Source organism: Rhodococcus cercidiphylli, assembly GCF_033042225.1.
Taxonomy (GTDB): Bacteria; Actinomycetota; Actinomycetes; order Mycobacteriales; family Mycobacteriaceae; genus Rhodococcoides.
In genome coordinates this window covers 289,410-312,478 of record NZ_JAWLKE010000003.1, presented here as the reverse complement: position 1 = coordinate 312,478, position 23,069 = coordinate 289,410, and the positions used below count along the sequence as shown (strand labels likewise).

19 protein-coding genes and 2 pseudogenes are annotated in these 23,069 nt (G+C 64.3%); 12 read left to right on the top strand and 9 right to left on the bottom strand.

What is annotated here, in order from left to right:
- The first annotated feature begins 26 nt into the window (after positions 1-26).
- The 4 genes and pseudogenes from R3P95_RS08555 to R3P95_RS08540 all read left to right on the top strand — a co-directional run bounded on the left by R3P95_RS08555 (position 27) and on the right by R3P95_RS08540 (position 4,050).
- The gene (locus R3P95_RS08555; RefSeq protein ID WP_317548029.1) at positions 27-2,411 is read left to right on the top strand and encodes a PEP-utilizing enzyme; all 2,385 of its coding nucleotides are present in this window, start codon (positions 27-29) and stop codon (positions 2,409-2,411) included.
- Positions 2,401-3,249, top strand: a complete 849-nt coding sequence (locus tag R3P95_RS08550) for a tyrosine-protein phosphatase (RefSeq protein WP_317548028.1) — start codon at positions 2,401-2,403, stop codon at positions 3,247-3,249. Before R3P95_RS08555 ends, R3P95_RS08550 begins: the two co-directional genes overlap by 11 nt.
- Before the next feature lie 57 nt (positions 3,250-3,306).
- Positions 3,307-3,552: pseudogene (locus R3P95_RS08545) on the top strand (winged helix-turn-helix domain-containing protein); the annotation flags it as partial.
- 27 nt (positions 3,553-3,579) lie between these two features.
- The gene (locus tag R3P95_RS08540; protein ID WP_317548286.1) at positions 3,580-4,050 is read left to right on the top strand and encodes a FadR/GntR family transcriptional regulator; all 471 of its coding nucleotides are present in this window, start codon (positions 3,580-3,582) and stop codon (positions 4,048-4,050) included.
- 65 nt (positions 4,051-4,115) lie between these two features.
- Here R3P95_RS08540 and R3P95_RS08535 read toward each other — a convergent pair whose 3' ends face one another.
- Positions 4,116-4,541: a TetR-like C-terminal domain-containing protein gene (locus tag R3P95_RS08535; protein ID WP_317548027.1), complete on the bottom strand. Its 426-nt coding sequence runs from the start codon at positions 4,539-4,541 to the stop codon at positions 4,116-4,118.
- Between the two features lie 362 nt (positions 4,542-4,903).
- Here R3P95_RS08535 and R3P95_RS08530 point away from each other — a divergent pair, with 362 nt between their 5' ends.
- Positions 4,904-5,851: an alpha/beta hydrolase gene (locus R3P95_RS08530; protein WP_317548026.1), complete on the top strand. Its 948-nt coding sequence runs from the start codon at positions 4,904-4,906 to the stop codon at positions 5,849-5,851.
- 201 nt (positions 5,852-6,052) lie between these two features.
- On the opposite strand, the gene R3P95_RS08525 is transcribed toward R3P95_RS08530, so the two are convergent.
- Positions 6,053-7,228 (bottom strand): site-specific integrase, encoded by a 1,176-nt coding sequence (locus R3P95_RS08525; protein ID WP_317548025.1) that lies wholly within the window; start codon positions 7,226-7,228, stop codon positions 6,053-6,055.
- A 605-nt stretch (positions 7,229-7,833) separates the two neighbouring features.
- On the opposite strand from R3P95_RS08525, the pseudogene R3P95_RS08520 reads away from it, so the two are divergent.
- The 5 genes and pseudogenes from R3P95_RS08520 to R3P95_RS08500 all read left to right on the top strand — a co-directional run.
- Positions 7,834-8,079 (top strand): annotated as a pseudogene (locus R3P95_RS08520) (hypothetical protein); the annotation flags it as partial.
- An 86-nt stretch (positions 8,080-8,165) separates the two neighbouring features.
- Complete coding sequence (locus tag R3P95_RS08515; RefSeq protein WP_317548024.1) at positions 8,166-9,410, top strand: GGDEF domain-containing protein; 1,245 nt, start codon at positions 8,166-8,168, stop codon at positions 9,408-9,410.
- Positions 9,411-10,156: 746 nt separating this feature from the next.
- Complete coding sequence (locus tag R3P95_RS08510) at positions 10,157-11,326, top strand: CoA transferase (protein WP_032374742.1); 1,170 nt, start codon at positions 10,157-10,159, stop codon at positions 11,324-11,326.
- Positions 11,323-12,714, top strand: coding sequence for an amidohydrolase family protein (locus R3P95_RS08505; protein WP_317548023.1), 1,392 nt, complete (start codon positions 11,323-11,325; stop codon positions 12,712-12,714). The genes R3P95_RS08510 and R3P95_RS08505 overlap by 4 nt, the downstream gene beginning before the upstream one ends.
- A 57-nt stretch (positions 12,715-12,771) precedes the next feature.
- The gene (locus R3P95_RS08500; protein ID WP_052063075.1) at positions 12,772-13,617 is read left to right on the top strand and encodes an acyl-CoA thioesterase; all 846 of its coding nucleotides are present in this window, start codon (positions 12,772-12,774) and stop codon (positions 13,615-13,617) included.
- Here the strand turns inward: R3P95_RS08500 and R3P95_RS08495 are convergent.
- Genes R3P95_RS08495 through R3P95_RS08485 form a run of 3 tightly spaced genes read right to left on the bottom strand, consistent with a single transcriptional unit; the run spans position 13,614 to position 16,225 of the window.
- Positions 13,614-14,759: a thiolase family protein gene (locus tag R3P95_RS08495; RefSeq protein ID WP_317548285.1), complete on the bottom strand. Its 1,146-nt coding sequence runs from the start codon at positions 14,757-14,759 to the stop codon at positions 13,614-13,616. The two genes, R3P95_RS08500 and R3P95_RS08495, sit on opposite strands and share 4 nt — an antisense overlap.
- Positions 14,756-15,868, bottom strand: a complete 1,113-nt coding sequence (locus tag R3P95_RS08490) for an enoyl-CoA hydratase/isomerase family protein (RefSeq protein ID WP_052063076.1) — start codon at positions 15,866-15,868, stop codon at positions 14,756-14,758. Before R3P95_RS08490 ends, R3P95_RS08495 begins: the two co-directional genes overlap by 4 nt.
- Complete coding sequence (locus R3P95_RS08485; protein WP_155289599.1) at positions 15,869-16,225, bottom strand: acyl-CoA thioesterase family protein; 357 nt, start codon at positions 16,223-16,225, stop codon at positions 15,869-15,871.
- A gap of 140 nt (positions 16,226-16,365) precedes the next feature.
- Here R3P95_RS08485 and R3P95_RS08480 point away from each other — a divergent pair, with 140 nt between their 5' ends.
- The gene (locus tag R3P95_RS08480) at positions 16,366-17,295 is read left to right on the top strand and encodes an alpha/beta fold hydrolase (protein WP_317548021.1); all 930 of its coding nucleotides are present in this window, start codon (positions 16,366-16,368) and stop codon (positions 17,293-17,295) included.
- 76 nt (positions 17,296-17,371) lie between these two features.
- The gene (locus R3P95_RS08475) at positions 17,372-18,511 is read left to right on the top strand and encodes an amidohydrolase family protein (RefSeq protein ID WP_317548020.1); all 1,140 of its coding nucleotides are present in this window, start codon (positions 17,372-17,374) and stop codon (positions 18,509-18,511) included.
- A gap of 80 nt (positions 18,512-18,591) precedes the next feature.
- On the opposite strand, the gene R3P95_RS08470 is transcribed toward R3P95_RS08475, so the two are convergent.
- Genes R3P95_RS08470 through R3P95_RS08455 form a run of 4 tightly spaced genes read right to left on the bottom strand, consistent with a single transcriptional unit; the run spans position 18,592 to position 23,042 of the window.
- Positions 18,592-19,509 carry an LLM class F420-dependent oxidoreductase gene (locus R3P95_RS08470; protein WP_317548019.1) on the bottom strand — a complete coding sequence of 306 codons (918 nt, stop codon included), beginning with the start codon at positions 19,507-19,509 and terminating at the stop codon, positions 18,592-18,594.
- Positions 19,506-20,246, bottom strand: a complete 741-nt coding sequence (locus R3P95_RS08465; protein ID WP_317548018.1) for an ABC transporter ATP-binding protein — start codon at positions 20,244-20,246, stop codon at positions 19,506-19,508. Before R3P95_RS08465 ends, R3P95_RS08470 begins: the two co-directional genes overlap by 4 nt.
- Positions 20,239-21,042: an ABC transporter ATP-binding protein gene (locus tag R3P95_RS08460; protein WP_317548017.1), complete on the bottom strand. Its 804-nt coding sequence runs from the start codon at positions 21,040-21,042 to the stop codon at positions 20,239-20,241. The genes R3P95_RS08465 and R3P95_RS08460 overlap by 8 nt, the downstream gene beginning before the upstream one ends.
- On the bottom strand, positions 21,039-23,042 hold the full coding sequence (locus R3P95_RS08455) for an ABC transporter permease (RefSeq protein WP_317548016.1): 2,004 nt from the start codon (positions 23,040-23,042) through the stop codon (positions 21,039-21,041). Before R3P95_RS08455 ends, R3P95_RS08460 begins: the two co-directional genes overlap by 4 nt.
- Positions 23,043-23,069 lie beyond the last annotated feature (27 nt).

Below are 23,069 nucleotides of genomic sequence, written 5' to 3'. Positions count from 1 at the left end.
GTCCGAACACGCAATCAGGAGAGACCATGACAACACAGGATTCACTCGTCGACGATGACAGTGCCCGGTTCGAGGTCGTCGGACGCGGACTTACCGTGTACGAGTCCACAGAGCCGATTGTCGGGCGCGCCAAATGGCTCGACTCCCCCGACGACGTGATTTCCTTCGTCGAATCAGGCGAAGACGTCAGTGACGTCATTGTCATTGCTCGCGGCGGCACGACCACCTTCCTCGCAATGGCATTGAACGCCGGCGTGCGAGGTGTGCTGACGCTTCAGGGCGCGCCCGAGAGTCACCTGGGCATCCTGAGCCGTGAGTACGGTATCCCCTGCATCATGTCGGTCGCGTTCGACCGCGGAGTTCGCACCGCGCGAGCGGAAACGGTACCCGCCGACGGTGTTCTGCTCAGCATGAACGTCTCCTCCCGGCCGGAAGGCGTCGTCAGTGTCGAACACGGCGCACCGGTCGACGACAGCCCGGTCGAGGACACCGGCGGCCCCGCGATGTCGGCTGAGCAGATGGCTCAGATCCAGGCGCTCCTCGCCAACTTTCAGGCTGAGGTGCCTCACGGCAGTGAGGGTGATGCGATCATGCAAACCCGCCTGACGACGAATGTTCTCGATCTCGACGATCCCGCACACGATCACGATCTCTCCACCGAAGAGGTTAACGACATTCTCCGGTATCTGGCATGGAACGAGTGGGACGCGTTGGCCGCCAGAGCAACCGAAGGCGAGTCCGGTCTTATTCCGCGGCAGGAATACGAAGCCATGGGGATCCTGGACAGCTGGTTCCAGCATCCCAGGTGGCTCGAACTCATCGAGCAACGTGTTGGACGCGACGGGGTCGAGCAGATCGGTGCCCGTGCGAGAACCGAGGTGGGCACCAAGATCAATCTCCTCCACAACTGGGCTTGCGCGGCCGCCGCCAGCTTCGGTCGCGGCATCGCGCTCGAAGTCGGGCTGCACGATTACGATTACAAAGCCGGTCTGGTCACCGATGCGATGTCCTCGGCCCGGCGTCTGTACAAGGGCCTGTGGGGTTCGGGGCCGATGTTCTCGTCGATGCGAAACTATCGAGCGCCGGTTCTCGACCCGTCCTGGGTCGAACGTTTCGAGACCGACCGGATGCCGCTCGACGACGCGTCCGCTCGCAGCACTTTCCAGCGGTTCAATGGGGCGCTCGAGCTACTGGGTTTCCTGGTGCACTTCGACAATCGACTCGGGCTCGGTGACAGTGGGCCCTATCCCACCGCGGACGGCGGGTTCGTGATCGTGCGCGACCTGTTCGTCAACGAGCCCGCTTACGAATGGTCCGCGACCACAGCAGGATTGCCGTACGCGGTGACGATCGCCATGTTCTTCGCTCCCGAGGGTGGCCTGGAGACCAAGGTGGTGGATCTGTCGACCCTGTTCACTGAACCCGCGAACTATCTTCCTTTCGTCACCGGTGTCGCGGTGTACGCCCGCGAGAAGTTCGACACCCCGATGGAGGAGCTCCGCACCCTCTCGCTGAGCGACATGACGTCCTTGCGCGATCAGGCTGAGAGCGCATCCGAGGCACTGTACAAATACATCGCATCCATGACGCAGGAGGAGAAGATCCTCGCAGGCGCCGTGGTGTACGCGTCAGGCTTCCTCATGCCGTTCGCTCGTGCTGCGGGCATGTTCGACGAGCTGGTGGCCGACCACGGCATGATGTCGCTCGACCCAGTGACACGGGAATGTTACGACACGATCATCAGCGGCGTTGCGACAGAACTTATTCCGCGACTGTTTCTCACAGGATCATGGGCGAACGAGGTTCCCCCTCACAGCGGTGACACCGTCGTCACCGCAGACAACGAGTTCGAGATTCTGCACGCGATTCGCGTACGCGGATTCGCGTCCGCCGACCAGATCGCGTCGACAACGGGGTTGCGACCCGAGGACATCACGCCTGTTCTCGACGCCGCAGACGCCGCAGGCCACGTCAAACAGCGAACCGGGCGAATCGTCGGTGCGCGACTGACTCCAACCGGACGAGCTCGCCACCTTCTGATCGGCCGGACCCAGGTATCCGATGATCAGAGGCAAGCTCTCACGAGTTCGTACGACGCGTTCCTCGTCCCCAACCGTGCCTTCAAAACGCTGACCACCCGATGGCAGACTGAGAAGCAATTGGACGCGACCACCACGGAGCTGACGACCATCCACGCGACAGCGACATCCGTATTGGCCGATGCCAGTAGAGTAGACGCCCGTTTCGGTCGGTACGAACCTCGCCTCACATCGGCATTCGACCGCTTCCGCAACGGCGATACCGACGCTCTGGCCAAACCGCTCAGTGAGTCCTACCACGATGTATGGATGGAACTCCACGAAGACATGCTCGTGACCCTCGGCCGCGAACGCACCAACGATGACGAGTAATAAATCGGCTCGCTCGGTATCGGGGACGAGCGCCGATCCGGCGGAGCTCGTCCCCGGTACGACCAACACACGGGCCATTCCCCGATTCCACACGTCGAGAGGGGGCACGATCCGTGGGGAACTGCTGTACCGCGGTGACGTGGTGGGACCAGCCGGCTCTACCGCGGAATGTGTGTGGTCCGAAAAGCATTCGGCGGACTTCATCGGGCTGGGTTTACGCACGGTCGTCGATCTCCGGTCGGAGAAGGAGGCCGAGACAGTCCCGTCCGCCTGGGCAGCAATGACCGCCGCACGCCTCGTGCACGCACCAATCCAGGAAGGCGTCGAAGGGTCGGACACCGATTTCATGCGCCTACTTCGAGGCGGCAGCATCACGTCCTTCACCCCGTCCGACTTGGCCGAGTGGTACCTCGCAGTGTTACGGCGACGTGGACCCACCTTCGGCCGTGCCGTCCGAGGTCTGAGTGAACCCGACAGCATGCCGGCGCTCGTCCATTGCCATGCCGGTAAAGATCGCACAGGCCTTCTCGTTGCACTGATCCTTGGGACACTGGGAGTTGCGCGAGCCGATATCGTGGCCGACTACGCCCAGACTGCCGTGCATCGTGTGGGGCGCGCCGAGGACGGACGACTCTTCGTTGAGGGACTGGGCCTCAAGCTCGACGACGTGCGCACCTTGTGGGACGCACCCGCTCTCACGATGGAAAAGACACTGGATGGGCTCGATGCCGAGTACGGCGGCTCCGCGAACTACCTGCTCACCGAAGGGGGCCTGGCGGACCACGAACTCGACGCGCTGCGCTCCTCGCTTGTGGAGCAGGAAACGACACCGCAATGAACTGCCGCAGTTAAGGCGCAGCCGCGGGCGAGGGATGCTGAGTACTACTCTCAGCGAATGACCAATCGCTCGCCCGCGGCAGCCGCCGACGGTACCGGTGCGTTCGGACGTGGTATCGGACCATTATCCGCACCACGTCCGGCCGACCTGTACGCCGAGCGCATCCGCGAACAGATTTTTGCCGGTGATTTACCTGCGGGGTCTGCCCTACCGCCCGAGCGCGTCATCTGTGAATCGACGGGGCTGACTCGGGCGGCGGTTCGCGATGCCCTCGCACAACTACAGAGTCAGGGCTTGATAGTCACCAAGATCGGCCGAAACGGCGGATCCGTGGTGTCGCAGCTGAATGCCGACACATTCAGGAACTCTGTTGACCTGCACCTGAAGGGATGGGCTCCCCGCCTGGACATGCTGCAGGAGTCGCGCACCGTGATCGAGCCGTGGTGCGCGTACCTCGCGGCCCAGCGACGCACCGACGAAGACGTGAAGACCCTATCGAAGATCGACGATGAATCGGAGTTCGCCATGTCGGGAGGCGGCGACTTCCTGGCTTGCAAGCTGCGTTGGCACAGCGCCCTCGTCGCAGCAGCCCACAATGACGTTTTGTCGACCTTCGTAGACGCGTTGTCCCAGTCGATTGCTCACCAGAGCGAACCCGACTACCTCACGGGTGACGGCGACGCGATGAAACGGTCCGTAGCCGAGCACCGACTCGTCACCGATGCTATTCGAGGTCGCGATTCATCGCTCGCTCATCGCCTCATGAGCAAGCACGTGCGTGCGCCGGATCTGAGTCCGTGAAGCAAAGTTACACTGACAGTTCGGTGTCCAAGCCGTAGCGTGCCGTGCCCATTCGCTGTGCCTCGCTACCCCGGTGCGCTAGTGCGAGACGTAATCCGTAAGGGCCTGTCGAATTCGGGGTTCGCTGCCAACCACGATGGCACCAGGCGAGAAAATGCAGAGGCCAGCTGCTCCGAGGTGCACTGCGGTTCTGCCAGCCACGCCACCAACATCGCCATCAGTCCGCCGACGAGAAAGGTAGCGGTGGTGTCGGTATCGACGGGTTGATCGGCACCGAGTGCTTCCATCGAATGGGTGAAGTGCGCCTCGATGACCCCCCGCAATTCACTGTTCGCGGGATGCAACCGCCCGTCCGACACATCGAGAAGGTGGACCGACAGCTCTCGATGTTCGGCGAGATGGCCGAAGAGTTCCACCATCGTTGCTCTCGGTTCTGCGCGTCTGTCCGCCTCGCTCCTCGAGCCGTCGAAACCTTCGAGAACTTCGCGCATCGCTGCAATGCCGACTTCCTCGATGCCTGTGAAATGCAGATAGAAAGAGCTTCGGCTGATTGCGGCGATCCGAGTCAGGGCAGTGACATTCGTCGGAGGTCGACCCGCGCGGATCTCTTGCTCGAATGTATCGAGCACCTGTCGGCGGGTGCGCTGTGAGCGGGGGTCATCGGGATTGCCGTCTCTGCGAAAGACTGCAGGGGGGATTCCGGTCAGCGCCACCGTGAGGAGTCTAGCTTCTCATTTGATGGACACGTGTCCATTAGATGAGCTAGCGTAAGACGTGATCTGACGCAAAGTCGTCGAAGCCGGAGCCGGTCCTCACCAGAATGGTGCCGGTCAGCCGTTCTACAGGAGGCCCAGTGCCCATCCCGTTCGATCCCGAAATCGGTGCAGTGCTCGCCGCGGCCGCCGCCGCGGCAGGCGACGACATTCCAGTCGCCGAGCGCGGTGACGCCCTTGCCCTGCGAGCCATCACAAACGAGACACTACGACTCGTGTACGGCCAAGCACCCGGCAGTGCCACCGTGTCGACTCGAGACGTCGACGTCGAGGCCGACGACGGCACCATTGTGACGGCTCGTTGGTACGTCCCGGAAGGGACCACCAGCGGAAGCGCCGTGGTGTACGTACACGGTGGCGGCTTGATTTGCGGATCTGTCGAACTGTACGACCAGGTCGTGCGCTACTACTCGGAGACGACGGGAGTTCCGTTCCTATCCGTGGAATACCGACTGGCTCCGGAGCACACAGGTGAGCGACTCGCGCGCGACGCCTACTCGGCGCTCGCCTGGCTACATGAGCACGCCTTGGAGTTCGGCGTCGACCCCGAACGAATCGCGATTATGGGCGACAGCGGCGGCGGCGCAGTCGCCGCTGGAGCTGCCATCCTCGCCCGTAACGACGGAACTCCCCTTGCGCGACAAATTCTGATTTACCCTATGCTCGACGATCGCAACGTGGAGCCAGACCAAGAACTCGCCGCAACCGCAACATGGACGTACGACAACAACTTCACCGGATGGAATGCCTTGTTGCCGGCGAACACGACGGAGGCGGTGAGCGAGATTGCCTCGCCGGCAAGACTTGTCGATTACGCCGGCCTTGCGCCTGCATTTATCGACGTCGGCGACCTCGACATTTTCCGCGACGAGTCCATCACCTACGCGCACAACCTCCTGCGCGCCGGCGTGTCTTGTGAACTGCACGTCCGCGCGGGAGCTCCGCATGCTTTCGAATGGCTGGCACCGGCGGCACAGGTCAGCCGACAGGCCATCTCGGATCGCATACAGGTAATCCGAAACCTGTGACGAGCGGATGCCTACTGCTAACACAGCATGCACGAGGCCACCGACAGATCGCGGTGCACCATCCCCGCGCTGGGTGCCAGTCACTACCGAAACAGGCGTACTTTCGGTCTCAGATACGAGCGGAAGTTTCTCGGTAAAGTAGAAGTCTTTTCGCTGACGGCGTTCAAACGGTCCCGCTTTCAAGCCCGCGGCATCGACCCGTCACAGCCCGATATCGGTCACAGCGTTGCCGACGAGCGGGGCGTGCTCGCGGCGGTAGATCTCGACAGAGTCGAGGCTGGCGTGGCCGGTTTGGCGGGCGATAGCAGATCCGTTAGCGCCGTTGCGGGTTCCTTGGGTGACGAAGCCTGCACGGAGGGAGTGCCCACCTAGCTTGGCTAGCGCGGCGGGGTCGAAGCCCGCGTGGTCGGCACGGCGGCGAATGGTCTGGTGAATCGCGGCGCCGGACAGCGCTGCTAAACCAAGATTGCCGTTCTTTGCAATCGCTCGGAACAGCGGTGCCCGGGCTGCGGTACGGGGTACTCCCCCACGACACACATGCGTCTCGAACAATTCTCGCTTGCGCAACAGGCGGATCACCGACGGGCGCCCGCCGGTGTCGAACGCGGCCACGACCTGAATCCATCGGACGTATGCGCAGGGCGGGCAGGTCTGATGGGAGTCGGTGTAGGGCAGCGCCTTCACCGCTCCCCTGCCCTCTTGGTCGGTCTTCGACTTCCGCAGCCGGACATGGAGTCCGTCGTGACGATGCACGGTGACGTCTCCGCACACCATCTCTGACAACTCACTTCGTCGGTAGGCACCAGCGAACCCAAGCAGAAGGATGGCCGAGTCGCGGCGTTCCAAGACGTCGTCGGCCCAGCCTCTGCACCGGTCTCGGGCGGTTTTTACAAGCAGCTTGATGTCCTCGACGAGGAGGGGATCGCGTGGAGTACGGGGCCGGTCCCCCGCAGTTGCGTACTCGCGCCGGATGCCTGACAGGGTGGCAGTGACGAGTTCATGCGCTGACGGCGAAAGGTAGCCGGTAGTTCGGTGATGGTGGTTGATCGCGGCGATCCATGTGCCGAAGGTTGGGACGGCGTAGGCCCGCTCCCCTGTTTCGGTGCGTGTGTCGGCGGCGTCGACGAGGTAAGCGGCGACAGTGACCGGGTGCGCCGGCAACGTCACGTGACCATTCGACTCGCACCAGTTGGTGAAGCGTCTCCACGCGGCCGCGTATGTCTTACGCGTCCCTTCGGAGCGCGAGGATTGCACGGCGGCCGCGATCCGCTTCGCTACGGCGGGCGGGATCTCTGGCTCGACCGCCAACGATCTGCCGCCCTCGGGGCTGTCCGCGACTGTGCTCACTGCAGGTGCATGGCCTGGTCGGAAGTCCATAACAGCAGCCTAGCGCAGGTCACTGACATACCTGCGAAGCAAAACTGTGCTGAACTGGCGTTTTGTTACTGACAGTGCGGAAAATGCAATTACCGCACCGTCAAGAAATATTGACAAAGCTCCTGACCTGGAGCGGTATGCTCGACGACCACAACGCGATGGTTTAAACTCAAGTTCCAAGAGTTGCGCTCTTTACGCCGATCATCTCGCCGGTATTCTCGAGCTGCTAAGGCGCATGCAGAAGATTGCCGCAAACCCCGTACGGGTCACCCAGGCCGAATTTTTGTAGGACGTAATCATCTCCTAAGCACGGCTACGTGCTCAACACTGTGAGTTGAGTTCGAAAGCTCTCAGTCGCAGTGACGCCCTCGCCTTCGAGCGACATGCTGCTGACCGCGCTGCCCCATGCGGGCCGGCTGAGAACGCAAAGGCGTGGAAACCAGCCTTTACCTTCGAGGACAATTGCAAGACGGCATAGGCCGCGTCATCGACGCGCGACCACCGCTCCTTGCAGCCTCAAGATCGAGACCCACGCAACCTCAGCAACCAGTCCAGTAAGCAGGTGCCGAGGTCCTCGAGAGTGCTCATCAACGCGATGCCCTCTCGGCACGAGCTCCGGACACGACAAGAACCAGCGCGGAGCCTTCATCGAACTAACATAGGGCGGAAAGGAACCCGTCACCATCGGCAGTCAAACCCGAACCTTTCTCGTAGACGGCGACGAGGTGATCATCGCCGCCAGCGCACCCGGCCCGAACGGCACCCGCATCGGCTTTGGCGACGTGATCCGGAGTGAGGAAAGCGGATTGCCGCCGAGGTGGAGCCTGCGCGGTCTGTGTCTGCTTCAATGAATGCGGTCACCCAGGGACGAGGGGTCGGCCCGGTAGCCTACCGGGCCGCGGTGGCGTCTACTTCGAATGACAGGCCGAACGCGAGCATGCGTGAACTTCGACGATGGTGGGACCATCCCGCCGACTACGCCTGGACCACTGCTTATCACCGCAGCAATCCCCTTCTCCGCCGCGCCCACATCGCTGTGGGTACTTGGTGCTGGCTGTACGCGGTGTTGTGCATTCTCGTGGCATACACACCTGACGGGATCCCTGACGGCGTCGGGCGGGTGTTCGCGCTCGTCGCCGCGGCGACCAATGCCGTCCTCGGGGTGATGTGGATCCGCGGTCCCTGGCCCACCAAGACCCTCTCACGGGTGTACGTGCTCTACCTCGAGATCAGCGCGACCACATCGCTGCTGATGTGGTCGCACCCAGAGGTCGCGTTGGGGTTCGCAGCAGCATTGGGAGTCATCGGTAGCTACGTCGCGACTTATCACAGCCCGAAAATGTTTCTTGCTCATCAGGTGTGGGCCGTCGCTGTCGTCGCAATCCTGTTCGCCCGCGCGATCACCGCGCCGGATTCCGATATTGTCCTCGCCTACGCCCACCTGCTTCTGCTGATACTCGTGTTGTTCTCCGCACCGGTTCTCACTCAGACGCTCCTGTTGTTTCTGCGCCGCGATGCCGCCACGGCCTTCTACGATCCGCTCACCGGACTGCGCAACAGACGCGGACTCGACGCGGCAATCGCCGAGTACGGCAATCAGGCGGGAACGGCGACGGTCATGGTGATCGACCTCGACGACTTCAAACGGATCAACGACCGATTCGGCCACACCCACGGCGATGTCGTCCTGCGCGCGGCCGCCAATGCTATCCACACCGTGTTCGTGCATCCGGCGATCACCGCCCGCTCGGGCGGTGAAGAATTCGTGGTACTCACCCACGTCGATCCCGCAGTCGCGGTCGAAAGCGCCGAAGCGCTGCGAGAGCACTTCGTCTCGCACGCCGACGCTGGAGCAACAGTGAGTATCGGTATCGCACACACCGACGCTGCCACCCTCCTCACTGATTTCGAGCAGACGTGCAGCCGGGCCGACTCGGCAATGCAACCGCGAAACGCGCCGGCGGTGACACTGTTCGCGTCGACACCGCCGGTGCAGAACCGCGCACATGACCGAGTCGCCCGGAACGCACCCAATCTCGTCGCGGAACGGGCGACGAGTGCCTGGACTGTAGTAACGGTGCTGTGCCGAACCGCGGCGTACAAGGCAAGTGTGCCGTCGCTGCCAATGTCCGGCGCAGACGTGACCTGCGAGCTGATTGCCGGGTCGAGAGTTGCCCGGTGATCACTTTGCCGGAGGCCAGGAGGAGGTCGTCGGCACACATACAGCCCTATCGCGTCGCAACCGTCAGCGGGGGGCTGTTCTGGTGCCCCTGCTGGACGCTGATGGTGATTTCATCGAGCGACGTGAGCGTGCGGTGGGTGGTTGTGCGGCCCTGCCGGGCTTGCATCGCGGTCCTGCGTTGGCCGACGAACCGTTCTTCAGTGGTAGCTACCAACGCGCCGATGTAGGTCAGCACGGCTCTGGCCGCGAGCGCGTGAGGCAACGGAGATCGACAGACAGTCCGGACCTGAAACTCACAGGCACCTCTCCGCCTCCAAACCAGTGGGAGGAGGGCTTCACGGAAGCGTTCCTTCGTCGGCGCAACATCTTTCGGATAGGCGTCCAGTCATTCGAACGATGGGCACGACGCCGGTCGTAGTCATTCGATCAACAGGCAGGCTGGGCAGCGCATATCCAGCCACTAGCAACAAATTTCGTCAGCGTTTCGCAGCGTGGATGTCGTCCGCGGGGGTGCCCACACCGGCTTCGGTGGTCGTCGACTGCACCGTTGAGTACGAGCGCCGATTCTTCGGTCTTCCTACCTGCACCGCGATCACTGAAGAAAGCACACTCTGTCCACCTCGTTAGCAGTGAAAAGATGCGGTGCAACCTCCGCCTAAGCCCTGACTGGGTGCACACATGGACTCTGGCAGCGTACGAGTCTGCATTCTGTGAAAGCCGTGTCCTCGCAGCCTAAGCTGACGGTCATGTCCGCTTTTCAATCCCAGTGCGACTGGTCCGAGAGTGGCATTGTCGAACTCACCGGCCGGGTCGACGGTCCGGCCCTGTTGCCGCCGGGTGATGCTGCGTCGGCTGCCCGGGCGCTGACCCGACATATAGACACCGCGACGGGTGGACGGGTTTGCCTGGATGGGGCGCGCCTGCTCGCCGAACGAGCGGCGTTCACGGGTTGGACGCGTGCGGGTGCCATGTCGCTGGGAGGCCGGAGCAGGTTGCTCGAATCCGCCGACGGATGGGCGGCTGTGTCCTGTGCCCGACCCGACGACGTTGCGCTGCTAGCCGCACTGATCTCGGCCGAGATTGGCGAAGACCCGTGGCCCCCGGTGGCGAAATGGATCGCCCGGCACTCGAATGCCGATTTCGACGACCGCGCCGAGTTGCTGGGGATCGCGGGCGGCTCGGTGGGCTGGAGCCCTCCGTCCGCTCCGCCGCAACCGGGACCTCCCCGAGACGTCGACGGAATGCTGGTGGTCGACTTCAGCGCGCTGTGGGCTGGGCCGCTGTGCGCACATCTGCTCGGTCTGGCTGGCGCACGTGTCGTGAAGGTAGAAACTCCGACGCGGCCCGACGGCGCCCGTCGTGGCAACGCCGAGTTTTACCGCCTGTTACACGGTGGGCATAGATCCGTCATCCTTGACCCAACCGCACCTCGGGAGCGCCGCAGGCTCCAATCTCTGGTCGCTGCAGCCGATATAGTCATAGAGGCGTCCCGCCCTCGCGCACTTGCCGCATTCGGGCTGGACGCGAAGGAGCACGTACGACGCGGTACGACCTGGATCTCAATAACCTCGCACGGCCGACTACGAAATCGAGTCGGATTCGGTGACGACGTCGCCGCCTCGAGCGGACTGGTGGCCCTGGATGACGACGGAGCACCTTTGTTCGTCGGCGACGCGATCGCGGATCCCCTGGCCGGACTGACGGCCGCTGCCTGCGCGATGTCCGGTGCGGGCGGCCGCATGTGGGATATCTCGATGTCAGCGGTGGTGAGCGCGACCCTGGCGGGTCCGACTGTTGCACCCTCACGACCGGCACCGGGTCTCGCAACACCACCGCAGTACCGCGCGCCGACGGGCTCTGCCCCTGCACCCGGAGCCGATACCGCCGAGGTACTGCGGGAACTCGGTATCGCATGAGCGACATACTGTTTCGCAATGCTGAGGTCGACGGGCGATCGGGCACCGATGTGCTGGTGGTGAACGGAACGATCGTGGCGATCGGCCCGGATCTACGCCGCAGCACAGCCCACTCCATCGACGCTCGCGGTGGCGCGCTCATTCCCGGTCTCACCGACCATCATCTGCACCTGCATGCGATGGCCGCCGACGCGGACTCGGTTCGATGCGGTCCGCCTGCGGTCCGCAATCGAACCGAACTTGCCACGTCACTGGGACGGGCGAGTGCACGCGGCGGATGGATTCGGGGCGTCGGGTACATCGAGACCGTGGCAGGCGAGCTGGACTGCGCGAGTCTCGACGCCCTGTACAGCGCGTCGCCGGTGCGCATCCAGCATCGTAGCGGGGCGATGTGGATGCTCAATTCCGTTGCCGTGCAGCAGGTCGGACTTGCATCGGCGGATCATCCGGGAATCGAACGAACCGCCTCCGGCGAGCCGACGGGTCGATTGTGGCGGGCCGACGACTGGCTCCGCACCCGCTTGCCGAGCACCGGGCCACCGGACCTGACGGAGGTGAGCCGCACACTCGACGCATTCGGAATCACCGCGGTCACCGACGCGACTCCAGACCTGACGCCCACCTCGCAACAGGCAATCGCGGACGCCGCCGGATCCGGTGCGCTTCGCCAGCGAGTGCACCTGCTGGGCAGTCCCATCGAGGGCCCCAGGCCCCCGAACGTGACGGTGGGTCCGTACAAGATCGTGCTCGCGGACTCCGATCCACCGGACCTCACCGAGCTGGCGGCGCTGATCGAACACATTCATCGGAGTGGGAGAGCCGTTGCAGCGCACTGCGTCTCACGGGAGAACCTGCTGATTCTGCTGCTGGCGCTCGATCAGGTGGGGGCGGTCCCCGGGGACCGCATCGAGCACGGCGCACTGACTCCAGAGGAGTCGATACCCGAGATTCGACGCCACGGCCTCACGGTCGTCACGCAGCCCGGTTTCCTCGCCGATCGGGGTGACGACTACCTTCGCGATGTCGATCCACGGGACGTCGGCGATCTGTACCGGTGCCGCTCGCTCGTCGACGCCGCTGTGCCCCTCGCACTGTCCTCCGATGCGCCGTACGGGCCGTCGGATCCGTGGGCGAACATCGCGTCCGCAGTGAGGCGGCGTACCGCCACCGACGCGGTTGTCGGGCCGCACGAAACTCTGAGCGCAACAGCAGCTCTCGCCGCATATCTGGCACCCGCGGACGATCCTGGAGGAGCCCCGCGCACCGTGCACGTCGGCGCTCCGGCCGATCTGGTGCTACTGCGTCTACCCCTCGGTGCCGCGCTCGAAGAACCCTCGGCCGAGCACGTTCGCATGACTCTTCCGCACGCATCGGACGCGAACCCGTAGCCCAGCGCAGCACTATGGTAATAGTTACGGTAAGTGGCGCTGCAGCGTCCCTGCCCGATGACCAGCCGAAACGAGACCGCCGTGACGCAGATCGACAACCCGAACGGCTCGCGCACCCCGAACGAGGCCGGCACGACATCGCCCGTGTCCCTGGCCCAGATCTTGCACGTCGATCGAATGCACGGCACCACCTTTCGATCTACCTTCGTCGAGGACACCGGTTACTCCCTGTTCGGCGGCCAGGTCGCAGGCCAGGCACTGATCGCGTGCGGATCGACCGTCGAGACGGACCGGCACGCGGACTCGCTGCACTGCTATTTCATCCGAGGCGGCCGGACCGACATGCCCATCGACTTCGCCGTCGAAATCGATCGAGACGGGAGAACGTTCTCCGCCCGACGCGTCGTCGCCTCGCAGGACGGTAGGGCCCTGTTCACGATGTCGGCGTTGTTCGCAGCACACGGTGAAGACGATCCCACAGCCGAGCGCTCCGTCCCCGATACCGATGTGTCACAGTACGATCGGTTCGAGACTCCGCCGCCAGGGTTCGATGTACACCTGCCGCAATCGTTGCAGCCCGGAGCGCTACCGACCGACTTCTGGGCCGTTCCGCACGCCGCTCTGCCCTCGGAGAATTCGTTGATCCACGCCGCGGCACTGACGTACATGTCCGATTTCTCGACTCCGCTGACACCACCGCGTGGATCGGACCGGCCGGTGGGACCGAGCCTGGACCACGCCGTGTGGTTCCACCGCGTTCCTCGGTGGGTCGGCCCGGTCCGGGTCACCATGAATTCGGGTCCGGTGCACGGCCGGCGGGGGTGGTACACGGGCACGGTGGCCGACCGGTCCGGCACCATCACCGCCAGCTTCGCTCAGGAGATGATCGTCGCCGGGGACTAGAGCAGTTCCAGGATCGTGGCGTTGGCCTGTCCGCCGCCCTCGCACATCGTCTGCAGCCCGTAGTGAATGTCGTTGCTGCGCATGTGGTTGATCATGTCGGTCAGGATCCGGGCACCCGATCCGCCGAGGGGATGACCGAGCGCGATGGCACCGCCGTTGGGATTGAGCAGATCGAAGTCTGCACCGATTTCTTTCCACCACGCCAGCGGCACCGGTGCGAATGCCTCGTTGACCTCGAATACTCCGATGTCGCCCACATTCAATCCGGATTTCGCCAGCACCTTCTCGGTCGCCGGGATCGGTGCGCTGAGCATCATCACCGGGTCGGCGCCGGTGACGACGGCGGTGTGGATCCGGGCGATCGGGGTCAGACCGTGCTCGGCGGCGGCCTCGTCGCTCATGATCAGTAGCGCCGCCGCACCATCGGAGATCTGAGATGCGTTGCCCGCGTGGATCACCCCGTCTTCCTTGAAGACCGTCTTCAGCTTGGCGAGGGTCTCTACCGTGGTGCCGCGCCGGATGCCCTCGTCCCGCGAGACGACGCTGCCGTCCGCGGCGGTCACCGGGACGATCTGCGCATCGAAGCGACCGGCGTCCTGCGCTGCTGCCGCCAGTTCGTGCGAGCGCACGGCGAACGCGTCGACGTCGGCGCGGGTGAGCGCCCACTTCTCGGCGATCATCTCCGCTCCGATTCCCTGGTTGGGCGTCACCCCGTACCGCTCCATGAACTTCGGACCGCTCGGGTTTCCGCCGATGGAGGAGCCTAGCCCGATGGTAATGCGGGACATCGATTCCACCCCGCCCGCCACCACCACGTCGTAGTGTCCGGCGATCACGCCCGCCACGGCGAAGTTCAGCGCCTGCTGGGATGATCCGCACTGCCGATCGATGGTGACTCCGGGGACCGATTCCGGCCAACCGGCAGACAGGACCGCAGTGCGGGCGATGTCGTTCGCCTGCTCACCGACCTGCCCCACACAACCCCAGATGACGTCGTCCACGCGCACCGGGTCGAGCCCGGCTCGGTTGACGAGTTCGCTCAGTACCAGTGCCGACAGATCGGCCGGGTGCACCCCGGACAGCCCGCCCTTCTTGCGTCCGACCGGTGTTCGCACTGCTTCGACGATGACTGCGCCCATCAGATTCTCCTGTTGTTCGGCTCGACGGAGTCCACCAGACCCCAGTCGAGCGCTGTGGTTGCGTCGATGATGTTGCCGCCGAGGATCATCGAGGCCGCTCGCCAGCGGCCGATTCGGCGTGGAACGCTCACTGTCCCGCCCGCGCCCGGGAGGAGTCCCATGGAGAGCTCGGGGAGCAGAAATTTCGAGTCCGGTGCGGCGACGACGCGTGCGGCGAAGGCGGCGAGTTCCAGGCCTCCGCCCATCACCGCACCGTGCACCGAGGCGGTGCACCGGTCGCCGAGTCGTGTTGCCAGCGCATGTATCTGCTCGCCCGGCCGGTGCTGGGTACGGATCAGGTGGGCGGTGGCGGGGTCCGATGCGGTACCGAACTCGGCCAGATCGCCGCCACTGCTGAACGAAGCACCATTGCCGCACAGCAGGACGTCGGTGATCGTCGCATCCATCGTCGCCACCGTCAGAGCGTCGACCAAGCCGTCACGCATCGCTGCGTCGAGGGCATTGTGTCGATGCGGACGGTTCAGCGTGATCACCAGTCGATCTCCATCGCGGCGGAGCTGCACCGGCTCGCCGTGCTCGGCGGTGGGCCGGTAGTTCGCCGCTGCCAACCACCGCGCGTATTCCGGCCCGGCCTGCAGGGTGGAGTACGCGAACGATTCGGCGATCAGGGCCTCGTGCACGGGAAGAGATCGAGTGGCTCGCAGCAGTTGCGACGTCACCGCCGCGGCCATCGGCGTGGCCGCGATCGACGCGGCCATACGTGCCAGCGCGGTATCGAGATCGGTGTCGAGATCGGTGTACAGATGTGCGGCCAGGACGGTCCTGCGGTCGTGGGCACCGGCGGGATCGTCGTGCACCGTGACGGTGAGCGCATCGAGCAACTCGTCGGCGACACCTGCGCCCGGCCAACCCACGCCGATCAGTATCCGATGCGATGCACGCGCTGCAGCGGTAGCGGCAACCACGACATCGGCTAACGCCGTGGTGGTGGACACTGTAGTGGACGCTGTGGTGGACAGGTCGATCCAGCTGACGACGTCCGCGGCGGAGACCGGTTCGAGGGAGCCGGTGGACAGCTCGTCCACCGTGTTCAGCTCGAGGGTCGGAGACATCTAGACCTCCAGGACCCGCAGGAATTCGATGAACCGGTCCGAGAGCGGGGCGGGGGCACCGTCGCGGATGTACGCCACTGTGAAGGTGGCGACCGACGCGATGGTGCCACCCTGACCGATGGACGTCTCGAGCGTGAAGGAGGTGCGACCGATTCTGCGCAGCGACACGTAGAAGTCGGCCTCGCCGACGAGCAGCTCACGGGAGAAGTTCGCGTCGATGTTGACGATCACCACATCCGCTGCGGTCAGTTCACCCCCGCTGACCTCGGCCAGCGCGTCGTTCCAGGCGTATCCGGCCACTTCGAGCGCCAGAAAGGCCGGTACGTGCGCGTTGGATACCGCGGACCCGTCCCGCATCGGACGGTGGGTCAACTCTCGAACGCACCTGTACATCGGACGAACGTTACCTCCGCCAATGTGGATATAGCAACGGTATGGCTTTCGATTAGATGATAGTAAGGACTGGAACACCACACCAGACGAGGAAGCAGAACACCATGACTCCGAGCTCTCCAGTGACCCACGACTTCCAGGGCGGCGCAGGCCGGATCGCCGCCGATCGATGGGGCCCCGCGGCCGAGACGTCACGCGGCACCATTCTCATGTTGCACGGCGGCGGCCAGACTCGGCACTCGTGGGACCGCGCGGCCACCCGCTTCGCCGACGAGGACTGGACGGTCTTCACCATCGATTCCCGTGGTCACGGCGAGAGCGCCTGGGACACCGCGGCGCGGTACGGCATGGACGACCTGGCCGACGACGTCCGCGGTATCGTCGATCAACTCGGCGCGGATGCAGGCCACCCGGTCTCCCCGGTGGTGTTCGGAGCGTCGATGGGCGGAATCACCAGCCTCATCACCGAGGGTGAGAATCCGGGCTTTGCGCGCGCCCTGGTGCTGGTGGACATCACTCCCCGCATCGAGCCGTCCGGCATCAAGCGCATCACCGATTTCATGACCGGTGCGCCGAACGGGTTCGCCAACCTCGAGGAGGTCGCCGACGCCGTGGCCGCCTATCAGCCGCACCGGGTACGGCCGAAGAACATCGAGGGTCTCCGCAAGAACACGCGTGTGGGTGAGGACGGCCGGTTGTACTGGCACTGGGACCCGGCGTTCCACCGCCTCGGGCCCAACCTGAACAAGCCGCAGGACAACCACGATCGGTTGATCCGGGCCGCCTCCGCTGTGGCCTGCCCGACGCTGCTGGTGCACGGCGCGCAGTCGGACATCGTGAGTCAGGAGGGCGTCGAGGAACTGCTCGCGGTGATACCGGGATCCCGATCGACTCTCGTCGAAGGAGCCGGGCACATGGTTGCAGGCGATGACAATTCGGTGTTCGTGGACAAGGTCGGTGAATTCCTCTCCGATCTCCCTGCCCTGTCCAGCTCCGCCACCTCCAGGACCGAAGACGCAGCCGCACCCCAGTGACACAGGCCATTAGTTGTGCGTACAGTAAGGCTTACCGGATAGGTGACCAAGATAACGGACCAGAGGAGTAAGGCGCATGCTAGGCGACGATGTACAGATCATTTCGGTCGACGACCACGTCATCGAACACCCACGGGTGTGGACCGACCGTGTGGCCGCGAAGTTCAAAGATGACGCCCCGCGCATCGAACGCGCCGAGGACGGAAACGATTGGTGGATCTACGAGGGCCAGAAGGCAGGCAACTTCGCCCTCAACGCCGTAGCCGGAAAGCCCCCGGAGGATTTCGGGATGGATCCGCGATCCTACGACGACATGCTGCCCGGATGCTACGACATCTCGGACCGCATCAAGGACATGAACACCGAGGGTGTGCACGCGCAGCTGTGCTTCCCCAACTTCGGCGGATTCGCCGGCTCCACGTTCCAGAAGTCGAAGGACTTCGCATTGGCGAACGAATGCACAAGAGCCTACAACGATTTCATCCTCGACGAGTGGTGCGCCTTTGATCCCGGCCGGCAGATTCCGCTCGCAGCGCTGCCGTACTGGGACGTCGACGAGACCGTCAAGGAGATGAAGCGGACCGCGGACAAGGGCGTCAAGTCCTGGACGTTCCCCGAACTCCCGGACCGCATCGGTCTGCCGTCGTTCCACACGGACCACTGGAACCCGGTGTTCGAGTTCGCCCAGGAAGCCAACATCCCGCTCTCGCTGCACTTCGGCTCCGGCGGCTCCCCTCAGGTGTCCCCCGAGGGCATGAGCACGAACATGACGGTGGGAATCACGTTGTTCGCGTTGAACTCTGCGAGCGCGATGACCGAGCTGCTGCTCTCACCGGTGTTCCACAACTACCCCACACTGCGAATGGCACTGTCGGAGGGTGGAATCGGCTGGATGCCGTACGTGCTCGAGCGCTCGGACTACGTGTGGGAACGTCACCGCTTCTACAACGACGTGCACCAGAGCGTGCGCCCCTCGGAGCTCTTCGCCCGCGGCCACATCGGCGGGTGCTTCATCTCCGACGAGGCCGGTCTCGAGATGCGCCACCGCATCGGCGTCGACCACATCATGTTCGAGTCGGATTACCCGCACTCGGATTCGCAGTGGCCGCACACCCGTAAGGTGCTCACCGAGTCGATGGTGAACATCCCCGACGGCGAGGCTCGCAAGATGTGCGAGGACAACGCACGTATCTTCTACGACTTCCCGCGTAGCTGACAGCCGTTAGCCGTTAGCCGATACGAGAAGGGCCGGACCATCCTGGTCCGGCCCTTCTCCGTGCGACAACCCCTGCGCGGTCAGCGAAAGCGCGAGACCACCCGTTCGCCGAGCACACCGACATCGTGTCGGTAGGACTCCAATGTCCTACTGCTCGGCTCGAATCCGATCCAGGTGACGCCTGCCTCGATGTATGCGGGCATGGCCTCGACCACTGCGTCCGCACACGTTTCGACATCGTGTGTCCGCAGCATCTCCGCCTCGAACGGAGTGAAGGCGACGTCGAGCGGGGGCTTGCCGAGCTCTGCGCGCCGCTTCTGCACCCCGCTGATCAGATCCGCCAACTCCTCGATCGTCTCCAGCGGAGGCGATTTCGTGATCTTCGCCGTCGCGGCCGACTGACCCATCGGGATCCAACCCTGGCCGTGCTCCACCGCACGCCGCCTGGCGGGACCGGAGTTGCCGCCGATCCAGATCGGCGGACCGTCGGGCTGCACGGGCGCGGGCAGCATCGTGTTGCCGTGCGCGGGAAACTGCTCGCTGTCGTGATCGGTTCCGGCCCACGCGCTGCGCATGGCGGGAAGGGCGGCATCGAGCAGGCGGCCACGCGCGGCATAATCCGCACCGAGGACCGCGAACTCGTCCTCGAGATAACCTGCAGCGATGCCCAGCGTCAACCGCCCCTTACTCAGGACATCGAGGCTCGCAGCCGCTTTCGCCGCCATGTAGGGGTGTCGATAGCTCGACACCATCACATAGGTGAGCATCCGAATCCTGGACGTCTGCGCCGCCATGTAGGCCAGTGAGACGAAGGGATCGAGGGCATGGTGGCCGCCGTTGCCCAGCCAGGCGTCGTCCGGATACGGATGCTCGCTCATCCCGATGGCATCGAACCCGGCATCCTCGGCGATGCGCGCAGCATCGCCGAGGTCACCGTCGCCCATCCACAGGTGATAGCGCTTGACTGCGCGCATCGGGAAGAGGAGCGCGAACTTCACTGCACTGCTGCCGCTGTCGGCTCCACCGCAGTGCCGCCCATGTAGTTCTGCACCACCTCGTCCACCGCGCCGTTCGCGGCACCCGACCAGACGATCTCACCCCGACGCATCACTACTGCGTCGTCGGCGAATTCCAGTGCGCGCTCGACGTACTGCTCGATCAGGATCATCGTGGTTCCGGCCGCCTTCGCGGTCTGCAGTGCCTCGTAGATCTTGTCGATCACCAGCGGTGCCAGACCCAACGACAGCTCGTCGACGACGAACAGCGTCGGATCGGTGACCAGGGCCCGGCCGACGGCCAGCATCTGCTGCTCGCCGCCCGAGAGTGTCGACGCCTGCTGCTTGCGTCGGTCCCCCAGCACCGGAAACAGTGTGTAGAGCCGATCGACCGCAGCCGCCCGTGCTTCCTTGGGCAGAATCCGGGTACCGAGCGCGACGTTGTCCGCGGTACTGAGACCGGGGAAGATGCCTCGCCCCTCCGGGAGATACGCAATCCCTTTGCGGGCCAATGCGAAAGCATCGGTGCCGGTGATGTTCTCCCCGCCGACCGAGATGGTGCCGCGATCGGCCGGGATGAGGCCGGCGAGGGCCTGCGCGATACTGCTCTTGCCCGCGCCGTTCGCGCCGAGGACCGCGAGGCACCGACCCGTCTCGACCGAGAACGACACGCCGTCCACCGCAATGGCATCGCCGTAACAGATGCGCAGGTCGTCTACTTCGAGCATCAGGTCAGACATCGAGATCAGCCTCCATGGTTCCCAGGTACGCAGCCTGTACCTTCTTGCTGTTGCGAATGTGGCTCGGGTCGCCCTCGTCGATCAGGCGGCCGAAGTCCAGTACGAACACCCGTGAGCTGATGTCGAGGACCAGGTCGATGTCGTGCTCGACGATCACCACTGCGATATCGCGGGCCCGACACACCCGCACCACCAGTTCCGAGAAGACCGCGGTCTCGGCTCGACTGAGCCCGGCCGTCGGCTCGTCGAGCAGCAGGGTACGAGAATCGCATGCCAGGCACTGAGCGACCTCGACGAGGCGACGCGTACCGAGAGGCAATTCGGCGACGCCCTTGCCTGCCACGTCGGCCAGCCCCAGATCGGTGAGCAACCGGTCCGTCTTGTCCAGTTCCCCTGCGGTGGTGCGCTTTCCGAAGGCCGACTTCAGAGCGCTCCCCGGCCGGTGGTCGTTGGAACGGAGCGCGAGGACCAGATGCTGCCGCACGTCCAGATCCGGCACCAACTGCGGTGCCTGGAAGGTACGGGCCATCCGAGCGTGTGCGTACACCTGCGGCCGCGCACCGGTGACGTCCTGATCTTCGAGGAGCACCGTGCCCGAGTTCGGTCGTTGGATTCCCGACGCCACGGCGAGCAGCGTGCTCTTGCCCGCACCGTTGGGTCCGATCAAGCCGGTGACTTCACCGCTGCGAGCGGACAACGAGACGTTCTGCAGCGCTTTGACGCCACCGAAGTTGACACTGATGTCGGACAGTTCCAGTCGGACCTGACCCACGGTCGATTCTGCTACGGCGGTCATCGTGCACTCCCTACCGGTGATGCGGATGCTGCGGTCAGGTTCTCGTCGGCCGGCGGCGGGATGTCCTTGGGACTCCGGTCGGGGGTCAATCGAGCTGCCAGAGAGCGAATCTGAGCTCGCATCATGGTGTTGATGCCGGACGGGTTGCTGACGATCATGATGGCCAGCAGTCCGAACAGTACGGCGGGCAGTTCGGCGAGCCGCGACGGTAGATAGTTCGCCACCAGTGCCGGGCCCACTGCGAGGGACAGACCCGCGATCGCGGCACCGCCCATACTCGACGAGCCCTGCGCGATGACCACGGCGAACCAGGTCAACCCCAGCAGTGCGCTGTACGCACCGGTGAAGGCGACGTACTGGTTGCTGGCGATGACACCGCCGCCCAGTCCGGCGATTCCCGCACCGAGCGTGAACAACGCGAGTCTGGAACGGAAGATCGGGATTCCCAGCGACGACGCTCGTACCCGGCTCGCCCGGATGGTCGCGAATCGAAGCCCGAGTGTGGAGCGTCGGATCAGGAACAGCACCAGGGCGACGATGAGGAAGACCGCCACCGTGAAGTAGAGGTAGTCCTGATCGTTGGCCAGGTACACCCCGCCGAAGGTCGGGCGATCGACGAACACGCCGGCATCGTTGTTGGAGAACGTGGGCCTGGTGAAGATGACCTGATCTGCGAGCAGTGCGAAGGCGTACGTCGCGATGGCGGCGTACAACTGCCCGAGCGGCAGGCACACCAGTCCGACGACGAGGCCGCACAGTGCCGAGACCAATGCCGCCAGGATCATCGAGGTGATGATGCCGAGGCCGTAGGTGGTCGAGAACTGGGCTGTCGCAACGGCTCCGATGCCCACGAAGGAGATCTGGCACAGACCGACGACGGCGGCCTCACCGGTGACCGGCCGGAAGCACAGCAGCGCAATGGCATACGCCATTCCCACCGCGAACACTCCCACCCAGAATCCGCTGAAGACGTACGGCACCGCGACGAGTACGACTCCCAGCACTGCCCAACCGACGTAGCGATCCCAGGTACCGCGAGTGCCCCGCATGACCGACTGGATGTGCGTGACGCTGCGTTCGGCGGCGGTGGCCAGCTTGGCCACCTCCCGCGAGGCGACGTCGTCGCGCACACTCGCGCCGCGACTGCGAGCGACGATGGCGATGACCATGAGCAGGAACGGAATACTGGGCCGCAGTGCGGTGGTGAGGATTCCGGAATCGGGCAGGAACGGGATGATGACCGACTGCAGTACCCCGACGAGCAACGCGCCGCCGAAGGCCCACCAGACGTTGGTCAATCGGCCGATGACCACACCGGCGAACGACGCTGCCACGACGCTGCTGAATCCCGCTGCGTTGAGCCCCACCTGCGGCATGACGAGAATGCCTGCCAGGCCGATGACCGACATGCCCGCCATCCAGGTGCCTGCGACGACGACCTTGGGGTTGGTTCCGGTGAGCACCGTCATCATCTCGGAGTCGACGGCACCGCGGGTGACGAGACCGACCGCTGTGCGATTGAGCAGCAGGAAGCTGCCGATGGCCACGACGAGCGCGACTCCGATGACCAGCAACTGCTCGTTGCTGATGTTGACGCCTGCGACGGTGACGAGGCTTCGGACGTTGCCGATCAATCCGGCAGGCTGCAGAACCTGATCGTGCCCGAACAGCAGAGTCGTGCCGGCGGACAAGGCGACCGACAGACCGATCGTGGCCGCGAGGCGGATCAACGGCGTTGCGGTGGAGAGCCTTCCGAGCAGCACCCGCCACAGCACCCATCCGACGATGGGAGCGATGACGAGTACCGACAGGACCAGCGCAACGATGGTCGGCAGTCCGATATCGGTGTTGAGCCAGTAGAAGCAGTACGCCAGGAAGAACGCCATGCCTCCCTGTGCGAAGTTGAACACGTGAGACGCGTTGTACGTGGTGACCAGTACCAGGGCGAAGATCGCGTACAACGACCCGGTGACGAGTCCCGCGACGAGATAGCTGAGCATGTTTCTCTTCTCCTCGAAGTGAAGGGA

Excerpts from the sequence above, each read along its gene's own strand:
- R3P95_RS08505 (WP_317548023.1), top strand. The coding sequence starts at position 11,323 with ATGAGCGACATACTGTTTCGCAATGCTGAGGTCGACGGGCGATCGGGC.
- R3P95_RS08555 (WP_317548029.1), top strand. The coding sequence starts at position 27 with ATGACAACACAGGATTCACTCGTCGACGATGACAGTGCCCGGTTCGAG.
- R3P95_RS08460 (WP_317548017.1), bottom strand. The coding sequence starts at position 21,042 with ATGACCGCCGTAGCAGAATCGACCGTGGGTCAGGTCCGACTGGAACTG.
- R3P95_RS08465 (WP_317548018.1), bottom strand. The coding sequence starts at position 20,246 with ATGTCTGACCTGATGCTCGAAGTAGACGACCTGCGCATCTGTTACGGC.
- R3P95_RS08475 (WP_317548020.1), top strand. The coding sequence starts at position 17,372 with ATGCTAGGCGACGATGTACAGATCATTTCGGTCGACGACCACGTCATC.
- R3P95_RS08455 (WP_317548016.1), bottom strand. The coding sequence starts at position 23,042 with ATGCTCAGCTATCTCGTCGCGGGACTCGTCACCGGGTCGTTGTACGCG.
- R3P95_RS08490 (WP_052063076.1), bottom strand. The coding sequence starts at position 15,868 with ATGTCTCCGACCCTCGAGCTGAACACGGTGGACGAGCTGTCCACCGGC.
- R3P95_RS08535 (WP_317548027.1), bottom strand. The coding sequence starts at position 4,541 with ATGCGCGAAGTTCTCGAAGGTTTCGACGGCTCGAGGAGCGAGGCGGAC.
- R3P95_RS08485 (WP_155289599.1), bottom strand. The coding sequence starts at position 16,225 with ATGCGGGACGGGTCCGCGGTATCCAACGCGCACGTACCGGCCTTTCTG.
- R3P95_RS08525 (WP_317548025.1), bottom strand. The coding sequence starts at position 7,228 with ATGGACTTCCGACCAGGCCATGCACCTGCAGTGAGCACAGTCGCGGAC.
- R3P95_RS08480 (WP_317548021.1), top strand. The coding sequence starts at position 16,366 with ATGACTCCGAGCTCTCCAGTGACCCACGACTTCCAGGGCGGCGCAGGC.
- R3P95_RS08550 (WP_317548028.1), top strand. The coding sequence starts at position 2,401 with ATGACGAGTAATAAATCGGCTCGCTCGGTATCGGGGACGAGCGCCGAT.
- R3P95_RS08515 (WP_317548024.1), top strand. The coding sequence starts at position 8,166 with ATGCGTGAACTTCGACGATGGTGGGACCATCCCGCCGACTACGCCTGG.
- R3P95_RS08500 (WP_052063075.1), top strand. The coding sequence starts at position 12,772 with ATGACCAGCCGAAACGAGACCGCCGTGACGCAGATCGACAACCCGAAC.
- R3P95_RS08510 (WP_032374742.1), top strand. The coding sequence starts at position 10,157 with ATGTCCGCTTTTCAATCCCAGTGCGACTGGTCCGAGAGTGGCATTGTC.